This is a genomic window from Pseudomonas sp. LB1P83, assembly GCF_054897885.1.
Window position 1 is genome coordinate 2659271 of sequence record NZ_CM142709.1, and the last position, 11706, is coordinate 2670976.

Annotated in this window: 11 protein-coding genes; 6 read left to right on the forward strand and 5 right to left on the reverse strand. The window is 57.3% G+C overall.

Features of this window, described 5'->3' with window-relative positions:
• Positions 1-3: 3 nt before the first annotated feature.
• Positions 4-1362 (forward strand): glutathione-disulfide reductase, encoded by a 1359-nt coding sequence (gorA, locus tag ACYZTY_RS12430; RefSeq protein WP_461958729.1) that lies wholly within the window; start codon positions 4-6, stop codon positions 1360-1362.
• Here gorA and ACYZTY_RS12435 read toward each other — a convergent pair.
• Positions 1359-2378 carry a DNA-binding protein gene (locus ACYZTY_RS12435; RefSeq protein ID WP_461958730.1) on the reverse strand — a complete coding sequence of 340 codons (1020 nt, stop codon included), beginning with the start codon at positions 2376-2378 and terminating at the stop codon, positions 1359-1361. The genes gorA and ACYZTY_RS12435 overlap by 4 nt on opposite strands.
• A 177-nt stretch (positions 2379-2555) precedes the next feature.
• On the opposite strand from ACYZTY_RS12435, the gene ACYZTY_RS12440 reads away from it, so the two are divergent.
• The 3 genes from ACYZTY_RS12440 to ahpF all read left to right on the forward strand — a co-directional run bounded on the left by ACYZTY_RS12440 (position 2556) and on the right by ahpF (position 5909).
• Positions 2556-3494, forward strand: a complete 939-nt coding sequence (locus ACYZTY_RS12440; RefSeq protein ID WP_461958731.1) for a site-specific integrase — start codon at positions 2556-2558, stop codon at positions 3492-3494.
• Positions 3495-3644: 150 nt separating this feature from the next.
• A complete protein-coding gene (gene ahpC / locus ACYZTY_RS12445; RefSeq protein ID WP_010460707.1) occupies positions 3645-4208 on the forward strand; it encodes an alkyl hydroperoxide reductase subunit C in 564 nt (187 codons plus the stop codon).
• Between the two features lie 138 nt (positions 4209-4346).
• Positions 4347-5909, forward strand: a complete 1563-nt coding sequence (gene ahpF / locus ACYZTY_RS12450; protein WP_461958732.1) for an alkyl hydroperoxide reductase subunit F — start codon at positions 4347-4349, stop codon at positions 5907-5909.
• A gap of 88 nt (positions 5910-5997) precedes the next feature.
• Here ahpF and gloA read toward each other — a convergent pair whose 3' ends face one another.
• Positions 5998-6519 carry a lactoylglutathione lyase gene (gloA, locus tag ACYZTY_RS12455; RefSeq protein WP_461958733.1) on the reverse strand — a complete coding sequence of 174 codons (522 nt, stop codon included), beginning with the start codon at positions 6517-6519 and terminating at the stop codon, positions 5998-6000.
• Positions 6520-6664: 145 nt separating this feature from the next.
• Here gloA and ACYZTY_RS12460 point away from each other — a divergent pair, with 145 nt between their 5' ends.
• Positions 6665-7189 carry a DUF4946 domain-containing protein gene (locus tag ACYZTY_RS12460; RefSeq protein ID WP_461958734.1) on the forward strand — a complete coding sequence of 175 codons (525 nt, stop codon included), beginning with the start codon at positions 6665-6667 and terminating at the stop codon, positions 7187-7189.
• Positions 7190-7365: 176 nt separating this feature from the next.
• On the opposite strand, the gene ACYZTY_RS12465 is transcribed toward ACYZTY_RS12460, so the two are convergent.
• The 3 genes from ACYZTY_RS12465 to ACYZTY_RS12475 form a co-directional block, all read right to left on the reverse strand.
• Positions 7366-7728, reverse strand: a complete 363-nt coding sequence (locus ACYZTY_RS12465) for a histone-like nucleoid-structuring protein, MvaT/MvaU family (RefSeq protein WP_461958735.1) — start codon at positions 7726-7728, stop codon at positions 7366-7368.
• Between the two features lie 233 nt (positions 7729-7961).
• Entirely contained in the window at positions 7962-9497 is a 1536-nt protein-coding gene (locus tag ACYZTY_RS12470; protein WP_461958736.1) for an EAL domain-containing protein, read from the reverse strand.
• Positions 9498-9612: 115 nt separating this feature from the next.
• The gene (locus ACYZTY_RS12475; protein ID WP_461958737.1) at positions 9613-10485 is read right to left on the reverse strand and encodes a LysR family transcriptional regulator; all 873 of its coding nucleotides are present in this window, start codon (positions 10483-10485) and stop codon (positions 9613-9615) included.
• Between the two features lie 78 nt (positions 10486-10563).
• On the opposite strand from ACYZTY_RS12475, the gene ACYZTY_RS12480 reads away from it, so the two are divergent.
• Positions 10564-11502: a DMT family transporter gene (locus tag ACYZTY_RS12480; protein ID WP_461958738.1), complete on the forward strand. Its 939-nt coding sequence runs from the start codon at positions 10564-10566 to the stop codon at positions 11500-11502.
• Positions 11503-11706: the final 204 nt, after the last annotated feature.

Consider the following 11706-nt stretch of genomic DNA (forward strand, 5'->3'; position numbering starts at 1 on the left):
AAAATGGCCTACGATTTTGACCTTTATGTGATTGGCGCCGGTTCCGGCGGTGTACGGGCTGCGCGTTTTGCTGCCGGTTATGGCGCGAAAGTGGCGGTGGCCGAAAGCCGTTACCTGGGCGGTACGTGTGTGAACGTCGGCTGTGTGCCGAAGAAGTTGCTGGTCTATGGCGCGCACTTCGCCGAAGACTTCGAGCAGTCTTCGGGCTTCGGCTGGACGCTGGGCGAAGCGAAGTTTGATTGGGCAACGCTGATTGCCAACAAGGATCGCGAGATCAACCGCCTGAATGGTATTTACCGCAATTTACTGGTCAACAGCGGTGTGGCCTTGCATGAAGGCCACGCCAAAATCGTCGACCCGAACACGGTCGAGATCAACGGCGAGCGCCACACCGCCAAGAACATCCTGATTGCTACCGGTGGCTGGCCGCAGATCCCGGAGATTCCGGGGCACGAGCACGCGATAAGTTCCAACCAGGCGTTCTTTCTCAAAGAACTGCCAAAGCGCGTTCTGGTGGTGGGCGGTGGTTACATCGCTGTCGAATTTGCCGGGATCTTCCACGGGCTGGGCGCCGAGACCACGTTGTTGTATCGCGGTGAGCTGTTCCTGCGCGGCTTCGACGGAGCAGTGCGCAAGCATTTGCAGGAAGAGCTGACCAAGCGCGGCATGAACCTGCAATTCAACGCCGACATCGAGCGCATCGACAAACAGTCCGATGGTAGCCTGAAGGTGACGCTCAAGGATGGTCGCGAGCTGGAGGCGGATTGTGTGTTCTACGCCACCGGTCGCCGTCCGATGCTGGACAACCTTGGGCTGGAAAACACCGGTGTCAAACTCGACAAGAAAGGTTTCGTCGAGGTCGATGATCAGTATCAGACCGCTGAGCCGTCGATCCTGGCGCTGGGCGATGTGATCGGCCGTGTTCAGCTGACGCCCGTCGCCCTGGCTGAAGGCATGGCTGTGGCGCGTCGTTTGTTCAAGCCTGAGCAATATCGCCCGGTGGATTACAAGATGATCCCGACCGCCGTGTTCAGCCTGCCGAACATCGGCACGGTTGGCTTGAGCGAGGAAGAGGCGCGCGAGGCCGGCCACGACGTGCTGGTTTTCGAAAGCCGTTTCCGCCCGATGAAGCTGACCTTGACCGAATGCCAAGAGCGCACGCTGATGAAACTGGTGGTCGATGCCAAGACCGACAAAGTTCTGGGTTGCCACATGGTCGGGCCGGATGCCGGCGAGATCGTTCAGGGTCTGGCGATTGCCTTGAAGGCTGGCGCAACCAAGCGCGACTTCGACGAAACCATCGGCGTGCATCCTACTGCCGCCGAGGAGTTCGTCACCATGCGTACGCCGGTTGCCGGTTAATCGCTCTTTTCGCTCTCTGATGCGTCTGGCGCTGTTGCAATGACCGCCGCCAGGCGCAGGCTTTCATCGAGGCTCGCCTGAGTCTTGAGCAATTTCGTTTCCAGCACTTTGTTTATCTGCGACTGCTCGTCGACGTTCTGCTTGAGCGACTGACTTTCCAGCAGGGCGGCGCGCAAGCGTTCCTGGAGGAGGGTGCGTTCGCTGTCGATGCGGTTGACCTGCTCCACCAGTTGATCCTGACGGCTGTTGGTGTGCTTGAGTTGGTCCTGCAAAAGCCCCAGTTCACGTAGCGTTCCACGGTTCTCGGTGAGCAAGCGCTCATTGTCGCGGTGCAGTTGAGTGATCTCATCCTGACGCACCAATGCGCTTTGCTGGGCCTGGCGCAATTCCATCTGAATCTGCTGCACCTGGCCTTCGTGGCGACTTTGCTCCTGCTCGCGCTGTTCCTTGACGGCGTTGCGGTAGTGTTCCAGGGCATCGCGTGCGTGCAGGTGCTTTTCTTCCAGTGAGCGGATCTGCTCATCCTTGTCTTGCAAGCGCAGTTCAAAATCGGCCAGCGCCTGGTTCAGTCCGGCGTTGCGGGTTTGCTCGGTCTGCAGCATGGAGCGGGTTTCTTGCAGGGCCTCGGACTCTTGAGTCAGGGCCAGGCTTTGAATCTCGTATTGCTGGTGCAATTCAGTGTTGGCTTGTCGGGCTTCAGTCAGCTGGATTTCCAATTCTTTTCGTTGCTGATCGAACTGCGCGCGAGCTTGATCGATGGGTTCCTGCGCCTGCTCCTTGAGGCGTTGCGCCAGGCGCGAGACCAGGCCTGTCAGCTCATCATCAATGGGTGCTGAAGGCGTTTCGGCGCGTTCGCTGCCGTCATCCAACTCCTTCAAATAGCGGTGAATGGTGGTTTTTGAGCCGGTATTGCCCATCTCGATCCGTACCGCGTCGATGCTGGGGTTTTCGCCACGGGCGAGGATTGCCAAACGTGCCGCCTGCACCACCGCTTTATTTACGCCGCCACGAGCCATGTGCTCTCCTACGATTTCGTACTGTGGTACATGCCACCAAAGTACGCAGTGTACCATCATGTCTAATAACATAAAAAATGTAAGTTGTTGATACGGGATATACTGGTATTACCCCGTGTGATACGCCATGCGACAGGTTTTACTCCGCTGAAGCGGTACGTTTTAGAGAATTGAGCCATGACCGACCTGGATCGCTACCTGCAAGCCGCCACCCGCGACAACACTCGTCGCAGCTACCGGGCGGCCATCGAACATTTCGAAGTCAGTTGGGGTGGTTTCCTGCCTGCGACGAGCGACAGCGTGGCGCGTTATCTCGTGGCCTATGCGGGCGAGCTATCGATCAATACGTTGAAACTTCGGTTGTCGGCGCTGGCGCAGTGGCATAACAGCCAGGGTTTCGCCGATCCCACCAAGTCGCCGGTGGTGCGCAAGGTCTTCAAGGGCATACGGGCGCTGCACCCAGCCCAGGAGAAACAGGCCGAGCCATTGCAGCTTCAGCATCTGGAGCAAGTGGTGGCGTGGCTGGAGCAGGAAGCGCAAACCGCCAAGGCGCAAAACGATCAGTCGGGATTGCTGCGCGCCAGACGCGACACCGCGCTGATCTTGCTGGGCTTCTGGCGTGGGTTTCGCAGTGATGAATTGTGCCGTGTACAGATCGAACACGTACAGGCGAGCGGCGGTTCAGGCATCACCCTCTACTTGCCACGCAGCAAGAGCGATCGCGAAAACCTTGGCAAGACTTACCAGACCCCCGCCTTGCAGCGCCTCTGCCCGGTGAACGCCTACATCCAATGGATCACGGACGCTGCGCTGGTCCGCGGGCCGGTGTTCCGCGGTATCGATCGCTGGGGTCATTTGAGCGAGGAGGGCTTGCACGCCAACAGCGTCATCCCCTTGTTGCGCCAGGCCCTGGAGCGAGCCGGCATTTCAGCCGACCGCTACACCAGCCACTCCCTGCGACGCGGTTTTGCCAGCTGGGCCCATCAGAGCGGTTGGGATTTGAAATCGTTGATGAATTATGTGGGTTGGAAGGATGTGAAGTCGGCCATGCGCTATGTTGAAGCCAGCCCGTTTCTCGGGATGGCCCGAGTCGCTGAAAAACCATTGGCGCCCTAGATACCGTTTTCTTCTATTAATACTGTCTGCTAATAGCGAAAACCAATCAGCAGCATGAGCTTTGCCAATGAGCCAGGCGGCGATCGAGTGGGTAGGATTCACCCCATCAACTTCTCAACCAAACTTTTCAACCCTGACGGAGAGTCATCGATGCCTATCATCAACAGCCAAGTTAAACCGTTCAAAGCTGACGCCTTCAAAAATGGCGACTTCGTAAAAGTGTCGGACGCTGACCTGAAAGGCAAATGGTCTGTGGTGTTCTTCTACCCAGCTGACTTCACCTTCGTTTGCCCGACCGAGCTGGAAGACCTGGCTGACAACTACGACGCATTCCAGAAGCTGGGCGTCGAAATCTACAGCGTTTCCACCGACACCCACTTTGCTCACGCTGCCTGGCACAACACTTCGCCAGCCATCGGCAAAATCCAGTACACCATGATCGGCGACCCGACTCACGCCATCTCCCGCAACTTCGACGTGCTGATCGAAGACGCTGGCCTGGCTGACCGTGGCACCTTCGTGATCAACCCTGAAGGCCAGATCAAAATCGTTGAACTGAACGATGGCGGCGTTGGCCGTGACGCTTCCGAGCTGCTGCGCAAAATCAAGGCTGCTCAATACGTCGCTGCTCACCCAGGTCAGGTTTGCCCAGCCAAGTGGAAAGAAGGCGAGGCCACTCTGGCTCCGTCCCTGGACCTGGTCGGCAAGATCTAAGTCTGTGACAAAAGCATCATCAAGGCGGGTTTCCGCACCTAAGTAAGCTGCAACCGCCCTTTAAAAAACGCCCGGGCGAGATTCGCTCGGGCGTTTTTTTTCGATTCGACTTTTTACAAAATCAAGGAAATCGCCCGTATGTTGGACGCCAATCTTAAAGCCCAGTTGAAATCATACCTGGAACGGGTCACCCAGCCGATCGAGATCGTTGCCTCCCTCGACGACGGTGCGAAATCCCAGGAAATGCTCGCATTACTCAAAGACGTTGCCAGTCTTTCCAGTCAGATTACGTTGCTCGACAACGGTGACGATGCACGCAAACCATCGTTCTCGATCAACCGCCCGGGTGCCGATATCAGCCTGCGTTTTGCCGGCATCCCGATGGGCCACGAATTCACTTCGTTGGTGCTGGCCTTGCTGCAAGTCGGCGGCCACCCTTCGAAGGCCAGTGTGGAAGTGATCGAACAGATCCGTTCCATCAAGGGCGAATTCAGCTTCGAGACGTACTTCTCGCTGTCCTGCCAGAACTGCCCGGACGTCGTCCAGGCGCTGAACTTGATGGCGGTACTGAACCCGAACATCCGCCACGTCGCTATTGACGGCGCGCTGTTCCAGGCTGAAGTCGATGATCGTCAGATCATGGCCGTGCCAAGCATTTACCTGAACGGCGTGAACTTCGGACAGGGTCGCATGGGCCTGGAAGAAATCCTCGCCAAGATCGACACCAGCGGTATCGAGCGTCAAGCCGAGAAGATCAGCGCCAAGGAAGCCTTTGACGTATTGGTCGTCGGCGGTGGTCCAGCGGGTGCTTCGGCCGCGATCTACGCCGCTCGTAAAGGCATTCGCACCGGTGTGGCGGCTGAGCGTTTTGGTGGGCAGGTGCTCGACACCATGGCCATCGAGAACTTCATCTCCGTGCAGGAAACCGAAGGGCCGAAACTGGCCGTGGCGCTGGAAGAACACGTCAAGCAATACGACGTCGACATCATGAACCTGCAACGCGCCGACAAGTTGGTGTCGGGCAAAAATGGTGAGCTGCACGAAGTCCACTTCGCCAGCGGCGCGACCCTGAAAGCGAAGACCGTGATCCTCGCGACCGGTGCGCGGTGGCGTGAAATGAACGTCCCGGGTGAGCAGCAATACCGCAACAAAGGCGTGGCGTACTGCCCGCACTGTGACGGTCCGCTGTTCAAAGGTAAGCGCGTGGCGGTGATTGGTGGCGGTAACTCCGGCGTCGAAGCGGCCATCGACCTGGCGGGCATCGTGTCTCACGTCACCTTGCTGGAGTTTGACGTACAGCTGCGTGCCGACGCGGTGTTGCAGCGCAAGTTGCACAGCCTGCCGAACGTCACCGTGATCACTAGCGCGCAAACCACTGAAGTGCTGGGCGACGGTCAGAAGGTCAACGGCCTGCGTTACAAGGATCGTCAGTCGGACGAATTGCGCAACGTCGAGCTGGAAGGGATCTTCGTGCAGATCGGTTTGCTGCCCAACACCGATTGGCTCAAAGGCACCATCGAACTGTCGCCCCGCGGCGAGATCATCGTCGATGCCCGTGGTGAAACGTCGATGCCGGGTGTGTTCGCTGCCGGTGATGTCACCACCGTGCCGTACAAGCAGATCGTGATTGCGGTGGGCGAGGGCGCCAAGGCTTCGTTGAGCGCATTTGATCACCTGATCCGCACCTCCGCGCCGGCATAAACGTCGTCACTGAAAACACAAAAACCCCATGAGTGATCATGGGGTTTTTTGTGCCTCACACCTTCCCACAGGGGAATGGTGGTGGAGGTTACATCGGGGCAGGCTGGATGATTTCGACCCAGTACGCATCCGGGTCTTTGATGAAGGCCAGGCTCGTCATGCGACCGTCGTTCAGGCGTTTCTGGAAATCGCAGCCCAGCGCCTCGAAACGCTCGCAAGCAGCACGAATGTCCGGTACAGAGATGCAGATATGGCCGAAGCCGCGCGGGTCGGTGTTGCCGTTGTGGTAGGCGAAATCCGCGTCGTTTTCGGTGCCGTGGTTGTGGGTGAGTTCGAGAATGCCGGGGATCGATTTCATCCATTCGGTACGAGCAGCAGCGTCGGCCGGAATCTGGTTTTTATCGACCAGCGCCAGGAAGTACAGGCTGAATTCAGCTTCTGGGAAGTCGCGTTTTTCCACCAGCGAAAAACCCAGGATGCGCGTGTAGAAATCCAGGGACTTGGTGATGTCCTTGACCCGCAGCATGGTGTGGTTGAAGACGAATTTCTGGGTGGCGGTGTCAGGTTGAGCGGTCACGCCGGGGAAAGTGTTCAATTCGTGCAGGCTCATGGGCCCTCCGGAAAATAAGTGGGGCTAACGAATGGCGACAATGATACGCAAGGGGTGGGACATCACCAAACGCAAACAGTCGGCTATTGCCTGACAGACGGGTGAGGCTCAGACTTTACGGTTCAATCCGTGAGTGCTTATTGCAATGATCCGATTCTGTAAATCGACGTTGGTCCTGATTTGCCTGCTGTCAGGTGCTACCAGCGCTCATGCGGATGCGCCGGTGGTGACCTGGCCAAATGGCTGGGAGGTCGAAGCCGTGCCGCAAGATGACGCCAAACCAGAGGTTGTCCGGCAACGCGCGGTGAAGGTCGACCAAGGTGGCACACCGGTGCTGGTAATGGAATTGACCATGACGCCAGTAGAAAGCGGTCATCAGGTCAATCTGGAAGGTGTGTTGCTTGAAATGCGCAAGTCGGTGCAGAAGGACTTTTTTCAAAGCGGCTATCAAAGTGTCTGCAACAAAATTCATCCAGCGCCCTTGGGCCGCTTATCGGGATTGGAAACTACCTGCACGATTACACAGAATGGTCGACATGTGCTGTCACAAACATTGGTCGCGGCGGTGGATGCCAATAAAGCCTATGTTCTTTCCTACGCGGGGCAGGCCGAGGCTTATAAGGCAAGTCAGGACGAAATAGCAGCAGCTCGTAACAGCTTGAAACTTTAGCTGACGGTTTGCATGACTGCAGATTTCAGTGCGATCCGAGATTTTTAGATACCCAAACGGATTAAGCATAAAGTTGAGTCGGCAAGTAGCGAGTTGATCGTCTCCTTTCGTTGCATTTAGAAGGCGTCCATAAAAGAAGCCCTGCATTGGCAGGGCTTTTTTATCACCGCGAGTGCTTAACCTCGCAGCCAGGAATCAACGGTAGCGGCACCGTACTGTTCCTTCCAGGCTTTCAAGCCGCGGTGGTTGCCACCCTTGGTTTCAATCAGTTCGCCGGTGTGCGGGTTATGATAAACCTTGACCACGCGAGCGCGGCGGGTTTTAGGGGAGGCTGTCTGCAAGCCGGATTTTGCCGGGTTCGGATCGAGGATGGCGATGATGTCGCGCAGGCTTTTGCCGTAGGTTTTCATCAGCCCCTGGAGCTTTTCTTCGAATTCGATTTCTTTCTTGAGCCCGGCATCATTCTTCAGCGATTCCAGCTGCTTGAGCTGTTCTTGAAGGGCCTTTTCAGCGGCACGAAATTCAGCGAGTCTGGACAAAATCATTACTCCAATAGTGTGTTTGGCTGATACCAACCGCAAACAAAGCTATAAGCCAAGAGCCTTGAAGCGACTCGGTGATAGTGGCTCACCTGCCAATCTTGCACAGGCATGAAAAATTGTAGTAGTTAATTGGCCAAGAGTAAATCCTGTCTTTTTCTTCATGTAACAACTGTAGTCTTTTGATTCAATTTGGTGCGCCCTTTCGAAGTCTCGTCGCTTAAAACCGTCGGTTAATGGTGCCTTAATGCATTAATGAATTCTGCGCCGGGCATCGGTCGACCGAACAAATAACCTTGCAGGAAATTCACACCTTGGGCGGCCAGATAGTCACTTTGCTCCTCGGTTTCCACGCCTTCGGCGACGATCCCCAGATCAAGCTTGGCCGACAGTTCGATAATGCTGTCCAGAATGTGCCGGGAGAGGGCGTCAACGCCGATCATCGCCACAAAGCTCTGATCGATTTTCAGGAAGTCCACGTTGAACTGGCGCAGATAACCGAGGCTTGAGTGACCCGTGCCAAAGTCATCGATGGCGATCATCACGCCCAATGCGTGAAGCTGCTCGAACAATTGGTGCGTGATGGCGGTCGGCTCGATCAGTTCGCGCTCGGTCAACTCCAGCACCAGGTTGATGGCACCCGGCGCAAAGGCACTGAGAAACTCCCGGCAGTCCTCGACCAGGTCCAGATCCTTGCAATGGCTGGCGGTGATGTTGATGCCGATGTGGAACGGTCCGTCGAACGAGGACGCAGCGGGCGCCAACAACGCTGCGGTTTGTCGCATCAGCGAGCGGGTCATCGGCACGATCAACCCGGAATGTTCGGCAAAAGGAATGAACAGGTCCGGGCGCACCAGGCCTTCTTTCGGATGGCTCCAGCGCATCAACACTTCGGCCCCGGACCAGGTTTTAGTCTCGCCATGCACCACGGGCTGGAAATACGGAACGAACTCGGCAGCCTCCAGCGCGCGCTGCATTTCGTGGCTGGGGGACGACGAGCGTTTCTGCAGGACATGTCCGATTGCTCCCGACACCATCCCGAAGAAGATCAGCAAACTGAACAGCGGCGGATACTCGCTGCTCATGTAACGCCAGGTTTCTCCCTCGGGAAAGCCGGCTGCGACCGTAAAGCCATAACGCGTGGACGTCAGTTTGCTTTCGGCCACGGGCAGGACGGGCAGGGGATCTTCGTGAACCTTACCTTCGGCGGATAACCAGTCGGGACCGACTTGCAGCAACAGCGTCGTCTTGCGGCCAATCATGCGCAGCGCGTTGCTCAGGTGATAACCGTCCAGCGCACTCATCGCCCCCTGTTCTCCTTCACTGAGCCGATACACCAGTACCGCGGTATCGGGCGTGACCCGATTGCCCTTCATCAGCAACAACCGGCCTGAGGAGTAGTCGCCGGCAATGATCTTTTCCTGATAGTCACCGAACAAAGAACTGCAATAGTTGTTGTTGTCCCACACCAGGTTCGTCGAGCGCACGAACGGTCGGCGGGTGACCTGTTCACGCAGGGCCAATTTGACTTCATTGCAGCTTTGGCCGGCCAGCGGCAGCAATTCCTGTGCGGCCTGGGCGGTGTTGTCGAGCATCAACTCGAATTGGCTGACAGCTTCTTCGGCCGTCAGCTGGGTACTTTGCTGGAGCGTACGTTCAGCCTGCATATAGAGGATGACGCCCCCCAACAGTACCGGGAGCAAGCCGCTCAGCAGGGTTACAACCAGTCGTTTGCCGCGCTTGCGGCGGGTTTTGGCGTTCAGTGGCATTCGCGAAGCCTGTGACGATGAGGTACGGCTCTCAAATGCTGGGAGGATAACGGCACGTCCCCCAAAAAGAGTTCAGGTAGTGGGCATGATAGATGGCCGTCGATCCTTTTGCCGCTCAGCGATAGTTCAGGCTTGACGCCAGCTGGATAAACGCCAGCGTCGCGGGTGACGACTGACGCTGATCGAGCACCGCCAGGCCCACCTGCCGATTGACGGATGGCGACAGCGGTTTTTTCACGTAGCGGCTGTCGTTGTCGTCGGGCAATGAGCTTTCAGCAACAACGGTCACGGCATCACCACGGCCCACGGTGTCGAGGGTGCTGAGTAACTGCGAGCAGCGATAACGGATGTTCGGTGTCAGCCGGGCAGCGCTGAACAGCCGTGAAACCAGCTCCGAAGACCCGGCTTCGGTCAGCACGAACGGGTCGTGACACAAGTCGCTCAAACTCAGGCTGTCGCGACCCGTCAGCGGATGGTCGGAGGGCAGCAGCGCGACCATCCGGTCTTCGATCAGTGGGAAGGTGTCGAAACGATCTTCAGGCAGCACCACGAAACCGATATCGATTCGCCGCTCTTCCAGCCACTGGAGAATCTGCCGGTCCGGACCTTCGTCAATGTGGACTTCGATGCCAGGGTGAGCAGCACGGTAGTGTCGCAGGATCTGTGGCAGCAGTTTGATCGATGAAGTCGGGCCGAACGAGCCGATACGCAGTGTGCCGCGCTTCATTCCTCGGGCGTCGGCGGCTTCCTGGCGCAAGGTGTTGGCCAACCCGAGCATCGCCCGGGCGCGGGACAAGAGCTGTTGGCCGATGTCGCTCAGTTCGATTTGGGATTGGTGGCGTCTGAATAACTCGACACCCAATTCCTGTTCCAGCGACTTCAGGGCGTGAGACACCGCCGATTGGGAAATCCCCAAACGATTGGCCGCCATTGTGAAGCCGCGCAGTTCGGCGACCAGCGAGAAAATCTCGAGTTGTGTCAGAGTCATGAGTCTTTACTCATTTTACGATGATGGCGCATTAGTCGAATGATACGTCATCTGCCTTGATTGAAGTCCTCACGCCTTATGAATAGCTATGCGCAAACCACGTCATCGGATGTGCCGGTGTATCTGAAACTCGCCGCCGTCACCATGATCTGGGGCGGGACTTTCGTGGCAGGCCGGTTTCTCGCGGACAGCCTGAGCCCGTTGTTCGCCGCCAGCCTGAGGTTTCTGCTGGCCAGCGTGGCGTTGCTGCTATTTTTGCTGCTGGCTCGAGTGCCATTGGCGAAACCGAGCCCCAGGCAATGGCTGCAACTGGCGCTGCTGGGGTTCTTCGGGATCTTCTTCTACAACCTGTGTTTTTTTTACGGGTTGCATTACATCAATGCGTCGCGAGCGTCGTTGATCGTGGCGCTGAACCCTGCCGTGATCGGACTGGCGTCATGGCTGCTCTTCAAGGAGCGCTTGAGTCGGGCGAAGGTTATCGGGATCACGATCTGTATCGCCGGGGCGAGTCTGGTGATCGTCAGTCGCAGTCCGCAGCTGCTGGCCGGCAATGCCGACGCCTGGATCGGTGACCTGCTGATTTTCGGCTGCGTGCTTGGCTGGGGGATTTACTCGCTGTTCTCCAAAGACCTCAACCAGACGCTGGGGCCGGTACAGACGGTGACATATTCGATTTTGCTGGGCACGCTGATGCTGTGGGTGACCAGTGCGGTGCGCGGTGAACTGAGTGCCAGCGCGTTCATCGGACTGGGGCCGCAACAATGGTTGAGCCTGATGTACCTGGGCGTGTTGGGCTCGGCGCTGGCCTACATCGGCTATTACGACGGCATTCGCCAGATCGGCGCGACGCGTTCGGGGGTGTTCATTGCCTTGAATCCGCTGACCGCGGTGATCCTCGGCGCGTTGCTGTTGGGCGAGCAGTTGACGCTGGCGATGTGCCTGGGAGGAGGGCTGATTCTCGCCGGAATTTTCCTGTGCAACAAACCCCTTGCGCGAGCAGGGAAAAAGGGGATTTGATACAGAAGGCGGACAAACCTATTTACGCTGTGTAGAATCGGGTTACGCATACAATAATAATCGTCTTCTGGAAGCAGAAGCCTCGCCCGCATCAGCCTTGGGTCGACAATGAAAAGTTTCGGGTTTCAATTGATCTACGGTGACTTCCTCGCCCGCAGCGTGCGGGGCATCTCCTGCGCGCCACCCGCCGGCTTCAGCATTATT

Excerpts from the sequence above, each read along its gene's own strand:
- gorA (WP_461958729.1), top strand. The coding sequence starts at position 4 with ATGGCCTACGATTTTGACCTTTATGTGATTGGCGCCGGTTCCGGCGGT.
- ACYZTY_RS12435 (WP_461958730.1), bottom strand. The coding sequence starts at position 2,378 with ATGGCTCGTGGCGGCGTAAATAAAGCGGTGGTGCAGGCGGCACGTTTG.
- ACYZTY_RS12440 (WP_461958731.1), top strand. The coding sequence starts at position 2,556 with ATGACCGACCTGGATCGCTACCTGCAAGCCGCCACCCGCGACAACACT.
- ahpC (WP_010460707.1), top strand. The coding sequence starts at position 3,645 with ATGCCTATCATCAACAGCCAAGTTAAACCGTTCAAAGCTGACGCCTTC.
- ahpF (WP_461958732.1), top strand. The coding sequence starts at position 4,347 with ATGTTGGACGCCAATCTTAAAGCCCAGTTGAAATCATACCTGGAACGG.
- gloA (WP_461958733.1), bottom strand. The coding sequence starts at position 6,519 with ATGAGCCTGCACGAATTGAACACTTTCCCCGGCGTGACCGCTCAACCT.
- ACYZTY_RS12460 (WP_461958734.1), top strand. The coding sequence starts at position 6,665 with ATGATCCGATTCTGTAAATCGACGTTGGTCCTGATTTGCCTGCTGTCA.
- ACYZTY_RS12470 (WP_461958736.1), bottom strand. The coding sequence starts at position 9,497 with ATGCCACTGAACGCCAAAACCCGCCGCAAGCGCGGCAAACGACTGGTT.
- ACYZTY_RS12475 (WP_461958737.1), bottom strand. The coding sequence starts at position 10,485 with ATGACTCTGACACAACTCGAGATTTTCTCGCTGGTCGCCGAACTGCGC.
- ACYZTY_RS12480 (WP_461958738.1), top strand. The coding sequence starts at position 10,564 with ATGAATAGCTATGCGCAAACCACGTCATCGGATGTGCCGGTGTATCTG.